Annotated in this window: 14 protein-coding genes; 7 read left to right on the top strand and 7 right to left on the bottom strand. The window is 73.0% G+C overall.

Annotation, left to right across the window (positions count from 1 at the left end; all coding sequences use genetic code 11):
* Positions 1-79: 79 nt before the first annotated feature.
* From CHF15_RS27750 to CHF15_RS27770, 5 genes are all read right to left on the bottom strand, one after another.
* The gene (locus tag CHF15_RS27750) at positions 80-799 is read right to left on the bottom strand and encodes a helix-turn-helix domain-containing protein (protein WP_089226614.1); all 720 of its coding nucleotides are present in this window, start codon (positions 797-799) and stop codon (positions 80-82) included.
* Between the two features lie 89 nt (positions 800-888).
* On the bottom strand, positions 889-2,160 hold the full coding sequence (locus CHF15_RS27755; protein ID WP_089226615.1) for an MFS transporter: 1,272 nt from the start codon (positions 2,158-2,160) through the stop codon (positions 889-891).
* The gene (locus CHF15_RS27760; protein WP_089226616.1) at positions 2,157-3,308 is read right to left on the bottom strand and encodes a PLP-dependent cysteine synthase family protein; all 1,152 of its coding nucleotides are present in this window, start codon (positions 3,306-3,308) and stop codon (positions 2,157-2,159) included. The genes CHF15_RS27755 and CHF15_RS27760 overlap by 4 nt, the downstream gene beginning before the upstream one ends.
* 110 nt (positions 3,309-3,418) lie before the next feature.
* On the bottom strand, positions 3,419-3,859 hold the full coding sequence (locus CHF15_RS27765) for a hypothetical protein (protein ID WP_143681644.1): 441 nt from the start codon (positions 3,857-3,859) through the stop codon (positions 3,419-3,421).
* Between the two features lie 61 nt (positions 3,860-3,920).
* On the bottom strand, positions 3,921-6,320 hold the full coding sequence (locus tag CHF15_RS27770) for a glycoside hydrolase family 65 protein (protein ID WP_089226618.1): 2,400 nt from the start codon (positions 6,318-6,320) through the stop codon (positions 3,921-3,923).
* A 350-nt stretch (positions 6,321-6,670) separates the two neighbouring features.
* On the opposite strand from CHF15_RS27770, the gene CHF15_RS27775 reads away from it, so the two are divergent.
* From CHF15_RS27775 to CHF15_RS27795, 5 genes are all read left to right on the top strand, one after another.
* Positions 6,671-6,940 carry an SHOCT domain-containing protein gene (locus CHF15_RS27775; RefSeq protein ID WP_089226619.1) on the top strand — a complete coding sequence of 90 codons (270 nt, stop codon included), beginning with the start codon at positions 6,671-6,673 and terminating at the stop codon, positions 6,938-6,940.
* Positions 6,941-6,973: 33 nt separating this feature from the next.
* Positions 6,974-7,615: a CBS domain-containing protein gene (locus CHF15_RS27780; RefSeq protein WP_089226620.1), complete on the top strand. Its 642-nt coding sequence runs from the start codon at positions 6,974-6,976 to the stop codon at positions 7,613-7,615.
* Between the two features lie 18 nt (positions 7,616-7,633).
* Entirely contained in the window at positions 7,634-8,296 is a 663-nt protein-coding gene (locus CHF15_RS27785) for a helix-turn-helix domain-containing protein (RefSeq protein ID WP_089226702.1), read from the top strand.
* 624 nt (positions 8,297-8,920) lie between these two features.
* Positions 8,921-9,556, top strand: a complete 636-nt coding sequence (locus tag CHF15_RS27790; protein ID WP_089226621.1) for a CBS domain-containing protein — start codon at positions 8,921-8,923, stop codon at positions 9,554-9,556.
* Between the two features lie 75 nt (positions 9,557-9,631).
* Positions 9,632-10,309, top strand: a complete 678-nt coding sequence (locus CHF15_RS27795) for a helix-turn-helix domain-containing protein (RefSeq protein ID WP_089226622.1) — start codon at positions 9,632-9,634, stop codon at positions 10,307-10,309.
* 48 nt (positions 10,310-10,357) lie between these two features.
* Here CHF15_RS27795 and CHF15_RS27800 read toward each other — a convergent pair whose 3' ends face one another.
* A complete protein-coding gene (locus CHF15_RS27800; protein ID WP_089226623.1) occupies positions 10,358-11,149 on the bottom strand; it encodes an SAM-dependent methyltransferase in 792 nt (263 codons plus the stop codon).
* Positions 11,150-11,719: 570 nt separating this feature from the next.
* On the opposite strand from CHF15_RS27800, the gene CHF15_RS27805 reads away from it, so the two are divergent.
* Both CHF15_RS27805 and CHF15_RS27810 read left to right on the top strand, forming a co-directional pair.
* A complete protein-coding gene (locus CHF15_RS27805) occupies positions 11,720-15,451 on the top strand; it encodes a S8 family serine peptidase (RefSeq protein ID WP_245939075.1) in 3,732 nt (1,243 codons plus the stop codon).
* Positions 15,452-15,911: 460 nt separating this feature from the next.
* Positions 15,912-19,343 (top strand): CARDB domain-containing protein, encoded by a 3,432-nt coding sequence (locus tag CHF15_RS27810; RefSeq protein WP_089226624.1) that lies wholly within the window; start codon positions 15,912-15,914, stop codon positions 19,341-19,343.
* 77 nt (positions 19,344-19,420) lie between these two features.
* Here CHF15_RS27810 and CHF15_RS27815 read toward each other — a convergent pair whose 3' ends face one another.
* The gene (locus CHF15_RS27815; protein ID WP_089226625.1) at positions 19,421-20,875 is read right to left on the bottom strand and encodes an MFS transporter; all 1,455 of its coding nucleotides are present in this window, start codon (positions 20,873-20,875) and stop codon (positions 19,421-19,423) included.
* Positions 20,876-20,973: the final 98 nt, after the last annotated feature.

Here is a 20,973-nt window from a genome sequence, read left to right on the forward strand (position 1 = left end):
AGGTGTCCGGCCGGATCTCCCGGCCGGACACCCCGTCCCGGCGACGGTGCCGTCCCGGCGACCGGGCGCGCCCGTGGCGCTACCCGGTGTGTCGGTCCCCGGCCGGGGGCAGCGAACGGATGGCCCGCCCGCTCACCTCGCCCGGCACCACGCGGACCCACAGCTCCCGCGTCCCGCCGGCCCAGGGTTCGCCCCCGGGCCGTCTGCCGAGCGCCTCCGTGGCGGCGGTGTCCGTGATCGGCTCGGCGGTACCCGTCACCAGGACGCTCCAGCCCAGACGGTTCTCCTCGTCGACGAAGTCGGTCTCGAAGGCGAGCTTCGTGCCGGGTGCGACGGCCGCGGCGCCGGCCTGGTCCGTGCGGTAGACGACCGTCCGCCCGTCGACCAGGAAGTTGACGGGCACCAGCACGGGAGCCTCCTCCCCCGTACCAATCGTGTGGGCCACGCGGCCGATGCCGTGGGTGCCCAGCCGTTCCCAGCACTCGCCCTCGGACAGGCGCTGCAGCACCGGCCGGGCCGCCGGGCCGCCCCGTCCCGGTGGCGCCTGACGGGAGCCCGAGGCCAGCTCCTCGTACGACACCCCCAGCACGTGGGCGACCCGCTTCAGCGCGGCGGCGTCGAAGCCGGAGCCCAGCTCCTCCACCTGCCGCAGGTACGCCGTCGACATCCCGGCCCTGGTGGCCAGCTCCTCGCGGGACATGCCCAGTTGCTCCCGCCGCACGGCGACACGACCGGCCACGTCCTCGCCGTTCGAAGCGCCTCCGCCCGCCGGGCCGCCCTGGTCCGGAGCACCCTGCACAGCCGCTCACCTCCCGCGTGACGTCTCCCTTCAGCGCAGCAGACGCACCGGCTGCCCGCCAGTCCAGAGCCGGCGGACGCCGGTGAAGGTCAGGCGAGGGCCGGCTCGCGGGTGGCCGCGGCGAGCCCTCCGGCCCGCGACAGCAGCTGGACGCAGGCCGCGCACAGCAGGCCGGTCGCCGTCAGGGCCAGCCAGGGCAGCCACGGCTTGTGGATGTCGTCGGCGATGCCCCAGACGGCGCCGGTCGCGAGGTTGCCCAAGGTGATGCCCACGCCGGAGACGGTGTTGTACCAGCCGTAGTGCGTGGCGACGAGGCGCTCTCCGGAGAGGGTGACGATGGTGTCCATCTCGAAGGGGTAGACCACCGCACTGCCCACCGCCAGCACCGCGACGGCGGTGACGAGCAGGGCCACCGCGATGACGGCGTCGGACGTCCCGCCGGACGGGTCGGGGCTCACGGCGAGGGGGGTGAAGGCCAGCCCCATCAGCAGGATCCCGCCGACGATCGCCTGCGGTCCGCTCCAGCGGGCGCGTACCCAGCCGGTGATGCGGAGCTGCCCGAGGACGGCCACGACCGCCGAGACGATGAACAGGCCGCTGGTGACGGCCTGTCCGCCGCCGCCGAGGAGTTTGTGCGCCTGCAGGGGAAGGGCCAGGTAGACCTGGAAGGACAGCACATAGGAGCCGATCATGGCCAGCGAGAACAGCATGAACGGCCGGTTGCCCAGCACCTGCCGCCAGGAGCCGAGGACGCCGGCCGCCGCGCCGGAGCCGCCGACGTGTCCGGGCCTGCGGTCGGGCAGGGCCCGGCACTGCAGGACGGTGAGCACGGCGAAGACGGCCGCAGCCGTCAGGCACACGGCGCGGAAGTCCAGGGCGAGCAGGGCCAGGCCGACCAGGGGGCCGATCAGGACACCCGCCTGGTAGAAGACGTTGAACAGGGCGAAGCCCTCGACCCGCCGATCGCCGGCCTCCACGGCCAGGTAGGCGCGGACCGCGGGGTTGAACAGCGCGCCGGCGAACCCGGCGGCGGCGGAGGCCGCCACCAGCGCGGGCAGGGATTCGACCAGGCCCAGCAGCGCGAAGCCGAAGGTGCGCAGGGTGCAGCCGATGACGATGGGCGTCTTGTAGCCGAAGCGGTCGGCGATGGTCCCGCCGAGCACGAACATGCCCTGCTGGGAGAAGTTCCGTACGCCCAGGACGAGGCCGACGGCCCAGGCGGCCAGACCGAGGCCGCCGGCCAGGTGCTCGGCGAGGTAGGGCATGAGCATGTAGAAGCCCAGGTTGATGGCGAACTGGTTGGCCATCAGCAGCCGGGCCGGGGTGTCGAAGGAGCGGACCTGCCGCCACAGGCCCTTCACCGGGCGCCCTCGAAGGACATGCCGTCGAGCCGGCTGTCCGGCGCGGCGGCCAGCGGATCCCGGACGGTGGTGCAGCGGGTCCAGCGGCCGACCACGGTCTCGCCCGGGTGGGCGATCTCGTCGGGGTCCTCGGACGGTTCGTGGTGCAGCAGGCCGTGGTCCCGGCAGTAGGAGTCGTCGAAGACGGTGCCGACGTAGCGTTGCGGGCCGTCGGGGAAGATCGTCACGATCCTGGTCTCGGCCGGCAGCGTACGGGCCAGCCAGCGGGAGACCAGGGCGACGGCGCCGACACTCCAGCCGCCGGTGGCGTAGTGGTCGCGGGCGAGACGCCGGCTGGCCCACACCGCCTCCGCGGCGGCCACCCAGTGCACCTCGTCGAAGGCGGGGTAGTCGACGTTGCGGGGATGGATGCTGCTGCCCAGGCCGCGCATGAGCCGTGCGGCGGGCGGCTGCCCGAAGATCGTCGACCCGGTGGTGTCGACGCCGACCAGCCGCAGGTGCGGGAAGAACGCGCGCAGCGGGCCGCTGACCCCGGCCGAGTGCCCCCCGGTACCGACGCTCGCCACCAGGACGTCGATGCGGCCGAGCTGGGCGACGAGTTCATGGGCGAGGACGGCGTATGCGGCGACGTTGTCCGGGTTGTGGTACTGGTCCGGGCACCAGGCGGCCGGCTCGGCGGCGAGGAGTTCCCGCACCCTGTCGCGGCGGGCCTGCTGCCAGCCGCCGACCGGGTGCGGTTCGGTGACGACGTCGACGGTCGCTCCGTAGGCGGTGAGCAGGGCGACCAGGGGCGGTTCCATGCCGGGGTCGGTGACCACCGTGACCGGGTGCCCGTGCACGGCCCCAGCGAGGGCCAGGCCGAGGCCGAGCGTACCGCTGGTCGACTCCACGACCGGCGCGCCGGGGAGGAGTTCGCCGCGGGCGCGGGCGGCCTCGATCATGTACAGCGCGGAGCGGTCCTTGATGCCGCCGGGGTTGAAGCCCTCGAGTTTGGCCCAGAAGCCGCGGCCGTCGGGGACGAAGGGCGATCCGACCCACAGCACGGGCGTGTTGCCGACCAGCCCGGCCGGGGTTCGGCGCGGGGGCGCGGTGGCGGCCAGGAGTTCGGCCGGGGAGGTGGGCGTGCCGGGATAGGGGAGGGTGCTCATAGGTGTTTCTCCTGCCGCCGTCGCCGTGGCGCGGCCGCTGCTCGTACGGGTCCTGGGGGCGCGTTCGGCCGTGCCCGCCGCGCGGTGCGCCGGGCGGGGCCGGGGCGCTGTCAGGTCCGCGATACGCAGAGCAGGCTCAGTGTCGCTGGGCCGGACCGTGCGGGCGCGCAGGGATGTCCGGCGCCTCCGGGTGCGGCCCGGCCGGGGTGGATCGCCGGTGCCAGTGGGCGCGGCGCGCCCTCGACGCCGGGGGCCGCGGGGGCGTCGGCCCATCGGGGGCGGGGATCGGGCAGCCGGTCGAGGGCGACTCCGCACAGCGCGTGGTGGTCGTCCTGTGGCCGGTTGCCGCGGGCGAGGTCCTGGTCCGGAAGCGTGGCGCCGCCCCCGGGCCGGCAGAGGGCCGAGGCGGACGGGGCGGCGGCGAGGGTGTCGTTGCCCGCGCGGTCCGGGCCGTGCGCGCAGGCCAGCAGATGGACGCCCGTCAGCACGAGCATGCCCAGGAGCAGGAGCACTCCGCGCAGGGAGACGCGCCGACCCACTCGCCACATCATGCTACGTACAGTAGTCGATCAGTCGCCGAGCGCGGTCACCCGCCCGCACCGCGGGGCCGTGTCATCGGGGCGGCAGGTCGAGCCGCCGGAAGCGGCCCGGCGGGACGGACCAGGTCCGGCCGCCGAGGCGGACCCGCAGGGGTGCCGCGGCGGAGGCGGGGACGGCGATGCTGACGCGGTCCCCGTCGACGTGGATCCGCACGCCCCAGTGGTCCCGGTAGCGCACCGTGAAGGCGAACGGCGAGAGCTGCGGCAGCGGCACCGGATCGAGCCACAGGGCGTCCTCGCGGGCGTCCAGGCCGGTCAGGCCGCGCTGCACGAGGTCGAGGGTGCCGGCCATGGCCCCCAGGTGGATGCCCTCCTCGGTGGTGCCGCCCTGGATGTCGGTGACGTCGCCCAGCAGGGCCTCCTCGGCGCACGACCAGGCGCCCGTCCGGTCGGCCCTGGCCAGCACCCAGGCGTGCACCAGTCCGCTGAGGGTGGATCCGTGGCTGGTGCGCCGCAGGTAGTAGTCGACCGTCGACCGCCACGTGCCGTCGTCCATGGGGTATCCCAGACGCGCGAAGAGGCGGTGCAGTTCGCTCGGCGGGAACAGATAGCCCAGCATGAGGACGTCGGCCTGCTTGGACGCCCGGTAGCGGTTGACGGAGTCCCCCTCGGCCTCCAGGATCCGGTCCAGTCGGCGGATGTCCCTGTGGCGTGCGCGGCAGCCCTCCCAGTCCAGCTCCTCCAGCTCGCCGTAGCCGGCGAACTGGCTGAGCACACCGTCGTGGCGGGGGACGTACAGCCTGCGCGAGACGTCCTCCCAGTGGTCCGTCTCCTCCGGTCCGAGGCCCGTGCGCTCGCGCAGTTCGTCGCGGCGCGGCGCCGGGAGGGTGCGCCACAGCTCCAAGGTCCGGTCCATCACCCAGGCGGCGGTGACGTTGGTGTACGTGTTGTCGTCGACGCCCGGCGTCGCGGAGTCCGGGTAGGCGTCGTGGTACTCGTCGGGTCCGACGACTCCGCGGATGCGGTAGCGGCCGCCGGTGTCGCAGTCGGGGTCCCAGGTGGCGAGGCAGGCCCAGAAGCGGGCGATCTGCAGCAGCATCTCGGCACCCTTGGTGTACAGGAACTCCGTGTCGCCGGTGGCCTGGCCGTACCGCCAGACGTTGTAGGCCACGGCGGAGCCGACGTGGCGCTGGAGCCTGGTGTGGTCGGGCAGCCAGCGTCCCGAGCGCGGGTTGAGGTGGAGGGTCTGGGTCTCCTCGCGTCCGTCGCTGCCGCTCTGCCACGGGTACATGGCCCCGACACAACCCTCCTGTTCCGCCGCCCGGCACGCCTCCTCCAGGCGGCGGTGGCGGTACTCCAGCAGTGCCCGGGACACCTCGGGGAAGTGCAGGTCCAGGTAGGGCAGGACGAACAGCTCGTCCCAGAAGACGTGGCCGCGGTAGGCCTCGCCGTGCAGTCCCCTGGCGGGCACGCCCACGTCCAGTTCGGCGGTGTGCGGGGAGAGGGTCTGCAGCACGTGGAAGGCGTGCAGCCGCAGGATCCGTCCGGCCTCACCGGGGACGTCCAGCCCGGCGCGGCGCCACAGCCGCTCCCAGGCGGCGGCGTGCGAGTCAAGGAGGCCGGCGAAGTCCGGGGCCCGTTCGACCCGGTCGAGGGCGGCGTGCAGCGGGTCGCTGATCGCCCGGTCGCGGGAGGTGTGCAGGGCGACCGTCTTCTCGACGACCGCCGGCCGGTCCGGCCCCACGGGGACGGTCAGCCGGTGGACCGCGGTGCTCTCCCCCGCGTCCGACGACCGGGCGGCCGCCGGATGCGGCGTGGCGTGCGTGCGGGCGGCGAGCGCGACGCCGATGTCGGAGGCGGTCGTACGGCACCGCAGCCAGACCGTGTCGGGTTCCGAGGTCCCGGTGCGCACCCGGGTGAGGTGACGGCCGTTCAGGTCGCCGTAGCGGGAGACGCCCGCGTTGCCCACGTCCCCGTCGAGCGCGGACTCCACCTCCAGGTCGGCGGACCAGCCGCCCTCGGCGCGGAAGACGGTGCGCAGGGCGGCGAGGTGCGGGTCCTGCATGTGCACCAGCCGGGTCTGCTCGACGGCGAGCATGCGCCCGCGCGGGTCGCGCAGCCGGAACGTCCTGGTGAGGGTGGCGTGTTGGAGGTCGAGGTCCTGCCGGTGCTCCAGCAGCGAGCCGTCGTCGGGGGTGAACCACGCCCCGCCGTCCCGGAGTCTGAACCTCAGGGGCAGCCAGTTGGGCAGGTTGACCATGTCCTCGTTCGCGACCTTCCGCCCGGCGACGGCGGAGTTCAGCCGGTTGTAGCAGCCGGCGGCGTAGGTGCCCGGATAGTGGTGGGGGCCGGCGACGGTCTCCGGGGCGGCGCCGCGGGTGGCGAAGTAGCCGTTGCCCAGGGTGCACAGTGCCTCGCGCAGGCGCTCCCGGGCGGGGTCGTAGTCCTCGTACGACCAGGTCCACTCCCCCATCGTCGCCCCTCTCCGGGATCCGGCCGCCGGGGTCCTCCCGTCCAGTCTCCCCCGGATGCACATGCCCCGCCCGAGGTGCCGGGGCCGGGGCAACCACGACCGGCGGGTCCGCGGCGTCGAGCGGAGCGGGCGGCACACCGCGGGCGTGCCCCTCGGCCGAGCGCTCCGGGCCCGGCCTGCGGCTCTCCGTGCGGCGGAGACCGGTGCGCGCATGGGCCACTCGGCCCGGCCGGAGGGACGCCCGGCCGCGTCGGTGGCCCCACCGGCCCAAGCGGCGCCGGGTGGAGTCGACCGACAGTGGGAGCGGACCGGAGGGCCCGGACTCCACCGTGTGCAGGGAGGCGGGGACGATGTTCGTCTACGGCCACATGAACGGCTGGGGCTGGGCCCTGATGTCCCTCGGCTGGCTGGTGCTGCTGGTCCTCGTCGGCCTGGCCGTGACCGTACTGCTGCGGCACGCCCCGGACGGCGGTGCGGGTCGTGCCGCCGACCGATATCACCCGGGTGCCCGGGCGCTGCTCGCGGAGCGGTACGCCCGCGGCGAGATCGACGACGAGGAGTACCGGCGTCGGCTCGCCGTACTGGAGGAGGTCACGGCTCACCGGCAGGGGTCGAGGTGACCTGACCCGGCACGCTCGTCGAAGGAGGCGGCCATGAATGCCGACCGGCATCCGGCGTCGGTGGGCGACGTGATGACCAGGAAGGTCGTCGCGGTCGCCCTGGGCACGTCGTTCAAGGAGATCGTGCGGACCCTGGAGCAGTGGAAGGTCAGCGCCCTGCCCGTGGTGGCCGAGGGCACCCGGGTCGTCGGCGTGGTCTCCGAGGCGGACCTGCTCCGCAAGGAGGAACACCGCGAGGACGACGCCCCACCGGTCGGCGCGGTCCCGGACAAGGCGTCCGCGGTCACCGCCGGGCAGCTCATGACGGCCCCGGCGATCACCGTGCGCGAGGACGCGCCCCTGGCGCAGGCGGCGCGGGCGATGGCGCTGCACCGCGTGAAGCGGCTGCCCGTGGTCGACGCCGACGGCGCGCTGCGGGGCGTGGTGAGCCGGGGGGACCTGCTCAAGGTGTTCCTGCGGACGGATGAGGACCTCGCAAGGGAGGTGCGCCGACTCCTCGCGGGTGAACTCCTGCCCGATTCCTGGCAGTTGGTGGACATCGAGGCGGCCGACGGGGTCGTGACGGTGAGCGGCCTGCTCACCGACCGGTCGCTGGTGCCGGTCGCGGCCCGGATGGTGCGCTCCGTCGAAGGTGTCGTGGACGTGCGCTTCGACCTCACCTCGGCCCGCGTGTGAGGAAAGGACGTGACCGCCATGACGAACCATCCCGCGACCACCGCGACCGGGGACATCGGGCGGCGCATCGCGATGCGCCGTGCGGAGCTCGGCCTGTCCCAGGAGGACGTCGCGGCACGCACGGGCATCGCGCCGGGCTATCTGCGGTACGTCGAGCAGGAGGCCACCGCCGCTCCCGGCGTCGCGACGCTGCGCGGTCTGGCCAGGGCGCTGGACACGAGTGTGTCCGCGCTCAGCGGAGGCGAGGCCGATCTGCCGGCCGGCCGCGGGCAGGCGGCGGGACACGCGGAACTGGTGGAGCTGGGCCGCGAGGAGTGCTGGAAGCTGCTCTCCACCCACGGGGTGGGCAGGCTCGCCCTGTCCATGCCCGAGGGGATCACCGTCGTGCCGGTCAACTACTGCGTCGCCGACGGCACCATCGCCTTCCGCACCTCTCCGGCCGCCACCCCCGCGGAAGCCACCGACACCAAGTGCGCCTTCGAGGTCGACGAGGCGGACGACGCCCTGAGCCAGGGCTGGAGCGTGCTCGTCCGCGGCATGGCGCACACCGTCACCGACCCCGCGGGCGTCAGGCGGCTCGACGAGCAGGCCTACACCGGGCCGTGGGCCGGCGGGGAACGTGATCTGTGGCTGCGCATCACCCCGTCGAGCGTGACGGGCCGCCGCATCGTGGTGGGCTGACATGCCGACGACGGGAGGACGCACATGGGCGACTCCGCATACGCGGCAGGGGCCCCACGCACCGCATGGGGTGGTCGTCGTGGGGGTCGGCGGATCCGATCCCGCCGTGCCCGCCCTTGACCAGGCGGCTTGAGGAGGCATGCCGGCGGGACACCGTCCCGCGGATCGTGCTCGCGCTGGCGTGGCCCGATCCCGGCGACGCCGGATACGGACCGGACACCGATCGCGACCGCCCTCCGGGCGATCGCGGAGTTGGCCGCCCGGCGGGTGGCCGACCGGCACCCGGGGCCGCGGCGGCTTCGCCGGGCTGCTCCTCGGCTTCGTGGGACTGCGGGTGGCGGCGCACGGCTGCGGTGCCGCAGACGTGGACGTGTCCCACCGGCACGATCTGGCCGTGCAGGCACGACAACAGGCCGGCCCGGTTCGCCCTGTCCGAGCCCGCGGAGCGACGGCGACTGGGGCCGCTCACCCACGCGGCGTCCGCCGGGCCGGCCGTCTCCGCCCCGGCGGACGCCGCCCCGGTACCGGCCGGACCCGCGCAAGGGCCGGAAGGCCCCTGCGCACGGCGGGGCCGGGGAAGCAGGCTGGGGACGGGGACCGGGCCACGCCCGCGAGGAGGACCTCATGCACGGCAGCCCGCACGTCGTCGGCGACGTGATGACGCGATCCGTCGTCGCGGTCGGCCGGGACGCCTCGTTCAAGGAGGTGGTCACGACGATGGAGGAGTGGAAGGTCAGCGCCCTGCCCGTGCTGGAGGGCGAGGGCCGGGTCGTCGGCGTGGTGTCCGAGGCCGACCTGCTGCCCAAGGAGGAGTACCGGGACAGCGCCCCTTCCCGCCACGAGCAGATGCGGCGGCTGCCGGACCTGGGCAAGGCGGGCGCCACCACCGCCGACGAGCTGATGAGCGCCCCCGCGGTGTGCGTGCACGCCGACGCCACCCTGGCGCAGGCGGCGCGCGCGATGGCGCGCCGGCACGTCAAGCGGCTGCCGGTCATCGACGGTGAGGGAATGCTGTGCGGCATCGTCAGCCGGGGCGACCTGCTGAAGGTCTTCCTGCGCCCGGACGGCGAGATCGCCGAGGAGGTCGGCCGGGAGATCGTCGCCTACCTGTTCCCCGGTGAGCCCCCGCCGGTGCGGGTCCGCGTCGAGGAGGGCGTCGTCCACTTCTCCGGCCCGCCGGGCGACCTGTCGCTGCTCCCGGTGGCGTCGCGGTTCGCCCGCGCCGTGGAGGGCGTCGTGGACGCCGTCTGGGATCCGTGAACGGACGACGATCAGCGGGGTCCGATCACCGTGCGCGGCGGTCCGCGGCGCCTCGGACCCCCGGCACCTGAGGAGATGAGCGGCATGGCACCGAAGCCGTTTCCGGCCGCCCCTGGTGACATGGGGCGACGCGTGGCCAAGCGGCGCGACGAGTTGGGTCTCACCCGCGAGGAGGTCGCGGCCCGGGCCGGCATGGCCACCAGTTATCTGCGGTTCATCGAGGAGCAGTCCACCGCCGCTCCCGGACCGGGGACGCTGGGCACCCTGGCGGCGGTACTGGACACGACGGTCACGGCGCTCAGCGGCGGTGAGGCCGACCTCCCGCCCGGCCGCCGCGGACGCGCTTCGCCGCACGCACGCCTGGTGGAGCTCTCCCCCGGCGAATGCTGGTCGCGGCTCGACGGGCACGGTGTGGGCCGGGTCGCGGTGACGACTCCCGGTCGCGAGGCCATCCTCCCCGTGAACTACAGCGTGGTCGACCGTTCCGTCGTCTTCAGGACCGCGCCGGGCTCCGGCCCCGCCGAAGTCGTCGGAACGGAGGTCGTCTTCGAGGTGGACCATGTGGACGAGGCGCTCAGCCAGGGCTGGAGCGTCCTGGTACGGGGCCTCGCCCGGCGCGTCGAGGACCCGGAGGCCGTACGGTACCTGGCGCAGCGGGTGTACAGCGGCCCGTGGCCGGGGGACGACGACCGCGTCATGTGGGTCCGCATCGAAGCGGGCGCGATCAGCGGCCGCCGTATCGACGTCCCCTGACGGGCCCGCTCCGTCGCCACCGGGCCTTGGCCGTTCAGAACGGTGGCGTCAGCGGACGCGGGCGACCCCGGCGTAGATGCCGCTGTCCTCGGGGAACGGTGACGGGGGCGGCGTCCCGTGCCACTCCGGGGCCGTCACCAGGCCGGGGGCGACGAGGTCCAGCCCGTCGAAGAAGCGGGCGACTTCGGAGCGGGTGCGGAAGCCGAGGCGGATGCCGCCCTTGGCGTACTCGGCGGTGACCTGCGCCGCGAGCTCCGGGTGGAGATCGGACGCGGCGTGCGACAGCACGAGGTGGCTGCCCGGGGGCAGGGCGGAGAGCAGGGTGCGCACGATGCCGTGGGCGTCCTGTTCGTCGGGGACGAAGTGCAGCAGGGCGATGAGCGAGAGGGCGACGGGGCGGGTGAAGTCCAGGACGCCGCGCGCGTGCTCGAGGATCTCCTCCGGACGGTGGACGTCGGCCTCGATGAAGTCCGTGACGCCTTCGGGACGGCCGGCCAGCAGCGCCTGTGCGTGGTGCAGCACGAGGGGGTCGTTGTCGGTGTAGACGACCTTCGCGGCCGGCGTCGCGCGCTGGACGATCTGGTGCAGGTTGGGTTCGGTGGGGATGCCCGAGCCGATGTCGAGGAACTGGTCGACGCCCTGCGCGGCGAGCCAGCCGGCGGCCCGCTGCATGAACTGCCGGTTCTGCCGGGCCGCGTCACGTGCCTGAGGGGGCAGTTTCTCGCCCACCGCCTCGTCGGCGGGGTAGTTGTCCTTGCCGCCCAGCAGCCAGTCGTAGACGCGTGCCGGGTGGGCTCTGCCGGTGTCGATCCGCGGTGGATGGGGGGTGCCGGTCGTCATGACGGACTCCGTGGCGCGAGGGGGGTCGGGGTGGAGGTCGATCTCGGCAGTCTGGCACACCAAGTAGCAGGCCGGTACAGGTAGTTGACGCGCCTGGTGGCCCCCACGGGCTTTGGCGCCACAAATGGCGACATCTTCGGGCGCTCCCGAATTCACGGCGCAAGGGCGGAAGTTCTCTTTAACCACTCCGCCCCGTCGAAACTTTCGCGGAAAGCGGGACCCGGCCACACCGGCAGCGGAATTCCCATGTTTCCGATGAGTTAACTTTCCGGCCACTCGACGACGCGCCATGCGGATTTGCCGCCGCGCCGACGAATCCGCAGGTCACGGCGGCTGTCTGAGGTTGCATCAGATATCTTCCCACCGGTTGTCGCCGCCGGGGATCCGAACCGGACCACCCGGCAGGAAAACAGAGCACGCTACAGTCCGTTGGTGCCGAGTTCAAGTGCTTTACACGGGCTCTTCAGGGTGATCAGATTCCTCCGATAGTCCACCCTGGAGGGCAATGTGAGACCCCGTTTCCCCCGAAGATGTGCAGCGGCCGCAGCCACAGCCCTGGTCGCCGCTCTCGTGACCCCCGGAGCGGCGCAGGGCGCCGCTCCCTCGGCTCCGGACGCGAACACGTCCACCGCCGCGGCCGCGGCGCAACGCCCTCCCGCGACGGTCACGTTGATCACCGGCGACAAGGTGATGGTGGCGCAGGGGCCGAAGGGCACGGCCCCCGCGGTGCAGGTCGAGCGCGCACCGGGGGCCACGGGCTCGGTGCGTGTCGCCACCGAGGGCGGGGACACCTACGTGTACCCCTCCGAGGCGATGGCGTACATCGCGACGGGACGCCTGGACAAGCAACTCTTCAACGTCACGCAGCTGATGGCCCAGGGCTACGACGACGCGCATCTCGGCGCGCTCCCCCTGATCGTCACGCGCACCGAGGGCTCCGCCGCACTCAGGAAGCGAGCGGAACTGCCGGGGGCACAGACCACGCTCAGTCTCCCCTCCGTCCGCGGTGAGGCGGTCCGCGCCAAGCGGTCGAAGGCCGCCGACTTCTGGTCGGCGCTCACCGGCACCGCGCAGGCAGCGGGTCAGCCGTCGGCGCGCCTGGCCGCCGAGGAGACAGGGGAGGCCGGGGAGGCACCGCGCTTCTCCGCCGGCGTCGACCAGGTGTGGCTGGACGGCAAGGCGAAGGCCACGCTCGCCGACACCACGGCGCAGGTCGGGGCGCCCGCCGCCTGGGCCGCGGGCGGCACCGGGGCCGGAGTGCGGGTGGCCGTCCTGGACAGCGGGGCGGACACCACCCATCCGGACCTGGTGGACCGCATCGTGGCCACCCGCAGCTTCGTCCCGGGTGACGATGTCATCGACCGCAACGGGCACGGCACCCACACGGCGTCCACCGTCGCGGGCACGGGCGCCGCCTCGGGCGGCAAGGAGCAAGGGGTCGCGCCCGGCGCCGACCTGCTGGTGGGCAAGGTCCTCGGGGACAACGGATCCGGGACGATATCCGGGATCATCGCCGGCATGGAGTGGGCGACGCGGACCGAGCACGCCAAGGTCGTCAGCATGAGCCTGGGCGTCAGCGGCTGGCACACCCAGGACGATCCGATGAGCCAGGCCGTGAACCGGCTGAGCGCCGAGACCGGCGCGCTCTTCGTCATAGCCGCGGGCAACGACGGGCCGGGGGCCTACAGCGTCGCCGCGCCGGGGACGGCCGACGCCGCGCTCACCGTGGGCGCGGTCGACGCGTCCGACCACCTCGCCGAGTTCTCCAGCGCCGGACCGCGCATGAACGACGACGCCCTCAAGCCCGACATGACCGCCCCCGGAGTGGACGTGCTGGCGGCGCGCTCGCAGTACATGGAGTGGGGCGAGGGCTTCTACCGGGTCGACAGCGGCACGTCCATGGCCACGCCCCACGTCGCGGGGGCGGCCGTGCTCCTGGCGCAGAAGCACCCGGGCTGGACGGGACGGCAGATCAAGGACGCCCTGATGGGCACCAGCGTGCCGACCCCCGGCTACAGCCCCTACGTCGCGGGAACCGGCCGGCTGAACGTGGCGGCCGCGTACGGCCAGGACCAGGTCGTCGCGACCGGATCGGTCGACGCGGGTCTCGTTCGGTGGTCGCCCGGTACGCAGCGGCAGCCGGTCAAGCGGAAGATCACCTACACCAACACCACCGACCGTCCCGTCACGTTGCGGCTCTCCGTCGACCGCGGAGACTCCCCGGCGCAGGCGTTCGCGCTGTCCGCCGACCGCGTGACGGTGCCGGCGAACGGCACGGCCACCGCGGAGGTCGTGGCGAACGCCCAGGGCCTCGCGGCTGGCCAGTACGCCGCCCGGGTCACGGCGCGCCACGCGGGCGGTGAGGTGCACACGGCGGTGGGGATCTCCGTCGAGTCCGAGAAGCACGACCTCACCATCCGCCTGAAGGACCGTGACGGCCGGCCCGTGAGCGGCGAGGTCGAGATCAGGAGCGCGGACGGCGCGTCCACGTACATGTGGGTCCCCGACGGGTCGCTCACCAGCCGCTGGGCTCCGGGTTCCTACATGGTCTCGTCGTTGGCGGACGTGCAGGGCCTGGGCGGCCGCCACTCCCTCGGGCTCGCGGTGCTGACGGCCCCCGAGGTCGAGCTCACCGGCGCCCGGGTCGTGGAGCTCGACGCCTCCCGCGCCCGCCAGGTGAAGGTGGCCACACCCCGGCCGACCAGCGTGGCGAGCAGCAGGATCGACCTGTACCGCTCCTTCACCTCCGCCACGCCCACGCCCGGTGACGGGAACGCCCTGCGCGAAAGGATCTGGCCCTCGGCGGCCTACGACAGCCTGTGGGCGCTGCCGACCAAGGACAAGGTGAGGAAGGGCAGTTTCGCCTTCACCACCAGGATCCGCGCCGAACAGCGGCCGCTGGCGATCACCTACCGGGGGCGCCTTCTCGACGACGCCCTCGTGCAGCCCGGTTCCCGGCCGCTGCGGGACGGCACTTCCCGTCTGGACGCCGTCTTCGCCGGCAACGGCACGCAGGCCGAGTACGCCGGCGTGTCCGCCCGCGGCCGGGCCGTGGTGATCCGCGGCGGCGGCGCCGTGACCCCCGCCGATCAGGCGGCGGCCGCGCGTGCCGCCGGTGCGGTGCTGCTCCTGGTGGTCAACGACGGCGAGGGCCGCGGGAGCGACTGGTACGGAGACCCGGACAAGGTGACGACCGGGCAGGTCCCGGTCGCCTCGCTGACCCTGGACGAGGGCGAGGCGCTGATCAGGGAGGTCGCCGCCGCGGGCGGTAAGGGCCTGCGGCTCGCGGTCGAGGCGCATCCGGCGCCCGCGTACCTGTACGACCTTCTCGACCAGCACCTCGGCGGGGTTCCCGCGGATCCCTCCGCCAGGACGGAGGCCCGCGACCTCGCGCGCGTCGACCTCGACTTCACCCCGCCTCCCGGACGGCGGGTCACCGAGTCCCGGCTGGACTTCCCGTCGTACGACTACGCGCCGTACAAGGGGTTCTCGCCCAACGCCCTTCCCGCGGAGGTGGTCGCGCCCGGACGGCGCACCGACTTTGTCACCGCGGGTGTCCAGTGGCAGCAGAACGCCGGGCTGGACGGCTGGGGCGGTTCGTCGACCGACCTGGTGACCTACCGGCCGGGCAGCGTGCAGAAGGACCGCTGGTTCGGGCCGATCACCCGGCCCCGCATGATCACCTCCGATCTGCCGTACCGCGGCGAGAACGCGATGAGCGCCTACATCCAGGGCTTCGGCGACGCGGGGTCGGCGCACAGCGGCGGATCGGGCATGTACCAGGCGATCTCGTTCTACCAGGGCGACCGGGAGCTGTCCCGGATCGAGGGCTACCCCTGGTTCGGGGTCGGTGACCTGGCGCCCGAGAAGCTCCCGTACCGGCTGGTGGTCGACACCAAGGGCGACACCGCGCTCAGCCCCTACTCGACGGCCACCCGCACCGAGTGGCGCTTCACCTCCGGCGCCCCCGAGACCGTCCAGGCCGTCCCGTTGGTGCAGTTGGACTACGGCACGGACCTGGACGCCGAGGGCAGGGCGGAGCGCAGGACGGAGCTCGCCGTCACCCCGGTCGTGCTCGGCGGTCAGGCTGCCGGTGACGCGGTCTCCTCGGTGCGGCTGGAGGTGTCCTACGACGACGGGGCCACCTGGCTGCGGCAGGGACTCAAGGAGAAGAAGGGCACCTGGCAGGCGTCCCTGAACGCGCCGGGCCGCGCGGGCTATGTGTCGATCCGTGTCACCGCCGAGCAGCGCAACGGCGGCGGCGTCACCCAGACCGTCACCCGGGCCTTCGGCCTGAAGTGACACCGTGAGGGGCCGGTGCCCGGTACGACCACGTACCGGGCACCGGCCCCTTCGCGTTTCCGTAGCCAGCGATCTTGCGTAGAGCACTCAATAAATTGCGTTGCCTCCGTGCGCGCCGCCCATCGGCGCCGCCCCACCCATGGGCCACCCGAAGGAACTGCCTGGTGCTATGCCGCCGGCGCGTACGGCTCGCCGCACGCAAGCGCTCCGCAAGCAGCGCAAGCACCGAGAGCCCTCAACTGCGCCCGGATTACAAGCTGTTGACAAACCCGAGACGTCCGAGAAACCTAATGACGCGCTTTCCGCAAGAAGTTGACTGCCTTACTCAATTGGCGTGCATGGCCGGCTCTCGTGTCGGGACGGCACCCTTCGGTCCCTGCTTCCCGCGCTTCCCGTGCTCCCCCTGGTTCCTCCTCGCCCGCCCGCCGCGCGCCCCGCCCCCCACGGAATAGAGGACCCCATGCGTTGGAGACCCCTCGGCCGACGGTCGCTTTCCGCCGCCGCCCTGGCCGGGCTCATGACCCTCGCGCTGTTGCCGATGTCCGCCCCCGCACTGGCAGCCCCCACGGCCTCGGACGCTGCCGCCGCCGACGTCAACCTCGCCCTCGGCCGCCCCGCCACCGCGAGCGGCTCCCACGGCGAGTACCCGGCCGGGAACACCACCGACGGCACCCAGGCCTCCTACTGGGAGGGCCCGGCCGGCTCTTTCCCCCAGTGGGTGCAGGTCGACCTCGGCGCGACCCGCAGCGTCGACCGGATCGTGCTCAAGCTGCCCTCCGGATGGGAGACCCGGACCGAGACGCTCTCCCTGCAGGGCAGCACCAACGGCTCCTCGTTCAGCACGCTCGCCGCCTCGGCCGGACGGGTGTTCAACCCGGCGCAGGCCAACACCGTCACCGTGGATCTGGCCACCCCCTCCGACGCCCGGTACGTCCGCGTCAACGTCACCGGCAACACCGGCTGGGGCGCGGCGCAGTTGTCGGAGCTGGAGGTGTACGGCGAGGAGGGCGGCCCGACCGACCCTCCGCCCACCGGCACCAACCTGGCGCGCAACAAGCCGGTCGAGGCCACCTCGTCGGTGCACAACTTCGTCGCCGCCAACGCGACCGACGACTCCACCTCCACCTACTGGGAGGCCGCCGGCCACCCGGCGGACCTCACCGTCAAGCTCGGCTCGGCCGCGGACGTCACCGGCGTCGTGGTCAAGCTCAACCCCGACCCGGCGTGGGGGGCCCGCACCCAGGCCGTCCAGGTGCTGGGCCGCGCGCCGTCCGGGACCGGATTCACCTCGCTGCGCGACCGCGCCGACTACTCCTTCAGCCCCGGCACGGGCAACGCGGTGACCATCCCGGTCAGCGGGCGCTGGGAGGACGTACGGCTGCGGTTCTTCGCCAACTCCGGCGCGCCCGGCGGTCAGGTCGCGGAGTTCCAGGTCGTCGGCACCGCCGCGCCCGCTCCCGACCTCACCGTCACGGGCCTGAGCTGGTCACCGGCGACCCCGTCCGAGCGGGACGCGGTCACCGTGAACACCGGGGTCCGCAACGCGGGCACCGCACGCTCCGCGGCGACGACCGTGGACGTGAGCGTGGAGGGCACGGCCGCCGGTTCCGCCTCGGTGCCCGCCCTCGACCCGGGCGAGTCCGCCACCGTCGCCGTCTCCACCGGCACCCGCGCGGCGGGAAGTTACGCCGTCTCCGCGGTCGTCGACCCGCGCAACACGGTGGCCGAGCTGGACGACAGCAACAACAGCCGCAACGCCGCGGACCGGCTGGTCGTCAGCCAGGCCCCGGGGCCGGACCTCGAGGTCACCGGCATCACCACCGACCCGTCCAATCCGGCCGTGGGTTCGTCCGTCTCCTTCACCGTCGCCGTGCACAACCGCGGTACGACGGCCGCGGCGGCGGGTTCGGTGACCCGGCTGCAGGCCGGCTCCACCACGCTGAACGGCACGACCGGCCAGGTCGCGGCGGGCGCGACGGTGAACGTCGCGATCAGCGGCACCTGGACGGCGACCGCCGGCGGCGCCACCCTCACGGCCACCGCGGACGCCACCGGGGTGGTCACCGAGACCAACGAGAACAACAACGTGCTGGCCAAGCCCCTCGTCGTCGGGCGCGGCGCGGCCGTGCCGTACACCGAGTACGAGGCGGAGAACGGCCGCTACCAGGGCACCCTGCTGACGGCCGACGCCAAGCGGACCTTCGGGCACACCAACTTCGCGACCGAGTCGTCGGGCCGCAAGTCCGTCCGGCTGGACTCCGGCGGCCAGTACGTCGAGTTCACCTCCACCACCTCCACCAACTCCATCGTGGTCCGCAACTCCATCCCCGACGCCGCGGGCGGCGGCGGATCGGACGCCACGATCAGCCTCTACGCCGACGGCGCCTTCGTGCAGAAGCTGTCGCTGTCCTCCAAGCACAGCTGGCTGTACGGCAGCACCGACGACCCGGAGGGGCTGACCAACCGGCCCGGCGGCGACGCACGGCGACTGTTCGACGAGTCGCACGCGCTGCTGTCGCGCACGTACCCGCAGGGCACCACGTTCCGGCTGCAGCGTGACGCGGGAGACTCGGCGGCCTACTACGTCATCGACCTGATCGACCTGGAGCAGGTCGCTCCCGCGCTGAGCAAGCCGGCCAACTGCGCCTCGATCACCGAGTACGGGGCCGTCCCCGGCGACGGGCTCGACGACACCGACGCCATCCAGCGGGCGGTCACCGCCGACCAGAACGGCCAGATCCCCTGCGTGTGGATCCCGGCCGGGCAGTGGCGCCAGGAGCAGAAGATCCTCACCGACGACCCGCAGAACCGGGGCCAGTACAACCAGGTGGGCATCCGGGACGTCACCATCCGCGGCGCGGGCATGTGGCACTCCCAGCTCTACACCCTGACCCCGCCGCAGAACGCCGGGGGCATCAACCACCCGCACGAGGGCAACTTCGGCTTCGACATCGACCACAACACCCAGATCTCCGACATCGCCATCTTCGGCTCGGGCACGATCCGCGGCGGCGACGGCAACGCCGAGGGCGGCGTCGGCCTCAACGGGCGCTTCGGCAAGGACACGAAGATCACCAACGTCTGGATCGAGCACGCCAACGTCGGCGTCTGGGCCGGCCGGGACTACTCCAACATCCCCGAGCTGTGGGGGCCCGGCGACGGGCTGGAGTTCACGGGGGTGCGGATCCGCAACACCTACGCCGACGGCATCAACTTCGCCAACGGCACCCGCAACTCCACCGTCTTCAACTCCTCGTTCCGCAACACCGGCGACGACGCCCTGGCGGTGTGGGCCAGCAAGTACGTCAAGGACACCTCCGTCGACGTCGGCCACGACAACCACTTCCGCAACAACACGATCCAGCTGCCCTGGCGCGCCAACGGCATCGCGGTCTACGGCGGCTACGGCAACACCATCGAGAACAACATCGTCTCCGACACGATGAACTACCCGGGCATCATGCTCGCGACCGACCACGACCCGATCCCCTTCTCCGGTCAGACCCTCATCTCGGGCAACGCCCTGTACCGGACGGGCGGCGCGTTCTGGGGCGAGGCGCAGGAGTTCGGCGCCATCACGCTCTTCGCGCAGGCCACCGACATCCCGGGGGTCACCATCCGGGACACCGAGATCCACGACTCGACCTACGACGGCATCCAGTTCAAGACGGGCGGCGGCTCCATGCCCGGTGTGAAGGTCACCAATGTCCGCATCGACAAGTCCGTGGGCGGCTCCGGCATCCTCGCGATGAGCGGTGCCCGCGGCAGCGCCACCCTGACCGACGTCACGATCACGAACTCGGCCCAGGGTGACGTGCTGATCGAGCCCGGCTCGCAGTTCACCATCGCCGGCTCACCGAACGGCGCGTCGGCGGCGCGCAGGTCCCACTGAGAACGGCGGGGTCCCCGGCTCACCACGAGCCGGGGCCCCCGTACGCCGCCGTACCGCACGCCGTGCGGTGCGGCGGTTCAGCCGGCCGGGGCCGCCTTGCTGAGCTCCGGGGCGGGCGCGGCCTCCGCGTCACCCGACGCGGCACGGGCGGCGGGGATGGCGGCGGCGATGAGCGCGGCGAGCAGCGCGATGCCGCAGCCGATCACCAGGCCCGTGCGGAAGCCGCTCTCGGAGGTGAACGTGTAGCCGCCCGCGGTCGTGGTCATCTGGGAGAGGACGACGCCGATCACGGCGGCGCCCACCGAGGTGCCGAGCGAACGCATCAGGGCGTTGAAGCCGTTGGCGGCGGCGGTCTCCGACAGCGGGACCGAACCCATGATCAGGGCCGGCATCGAACCGTACGCGAGTCCCACGCCGCTGTTGACGACCATGACCGCCAGCATCAGGCCCCAGGCTGTGCCCGTCAGCGCCAGCGACAATCCGTACCCGGCGGCGAGGACCACGGCGCCGCAGATCAGCGTGAACTTGGGGCCGCGGGAGTTGGTCAGCTTCCCGCCGAGGGGCGAGACGATCATCATCATGATGCCGCCCGGCAGGAGCCACAGACCCGCCGCCAGCATGGACTGGCCGAGGCCGTAGCCGGTCGCCTTCGGGAACTGCAGCAGCTGGGGGACGACCAGCATCCCTGCGTACATGCCGAAGCCCACGAAGACCGAGGCCACGTTGGTGATCAGCACCCTGGGCCGGGCGGTGGTGCGCAGGTCGACCAGCGGGTCGCGGGTGCGCAGCTCCCACCATCCCCACGCGCCGAGGACGACGACGGCGGCACCGAACAGGCCGAGCGTGGTCGCCGACCCCCAGCCCCAGTCGGCGCCCTTGGAGACGGCCAGCAGCAGGCAGACCAGTCCGGCGCCCAGGCCGAGCGCGCCGGGCACGTCGAAGCGCTGGCCCCTGGCCCCGGCGGGAACCTCGGGGATGAAGAACCAGATCAGCACCGCGACGACGGCGGCCAGGCCCGCGGAGCCCCAGAACAGCACGCGCCAGTCGGCGTACTGGGCGATGGCCGCGGCGATCGGCAGGCCCAGGCCGCCGCCGATGCCCATGGAGGCGCTGACCAGGGCGATGGAGGAGCTGAGCTTCTCCGCGGGGACCACGTCGCGGAGCAGGGCGATGCCCAGCGGCACCATGCCCATGCCCATGCCCTGCAGACCGCGTCCGACGATCATCGGCACGACGGACGACGACAGGGCGCACACCACCGAGCCCGCGATGAGCGGCACGGAGCAGACCACCAGCATGCGGCGCTTGCCAACCAGGTCGCCGAGGCGCCCGAAGACGGGCACGCACACGGCCGCCACCAGGAGGGTGGCGGTGATCACCCAGGCGGCGTTCGAGGACGAGGTGTGCAGGATCTGCGGCAGCTCCGTCAGCAGCGGGGTGACCAGTGTCTGCATGATCGCGGCGGTGATGCCGGCGAGGGCCAGCGTGGCGACCACGCCCCCGGCACGTGCTGTGGGTTGTGGGGCGTTCATGACGGCACTCCTCGCCTGGCGGTCGTACGTTCGGGGTCGATGTGCATCGTACATAGGAAGTGCATCGCGCACATGATGTGGCTGGTGCACGCCCTGTG

It is taken from the genome of Actinacidiphila glaucinigra, assembly GCF_900188405.1.
GTDB classification, from domain to species: domain Bacteria; phylum Actinomycetota; class Actinomycetes; order Streptomycetales; family Streptomycetaceae; genus Actinacidiphila; species Actinacidiphila glaucinigra.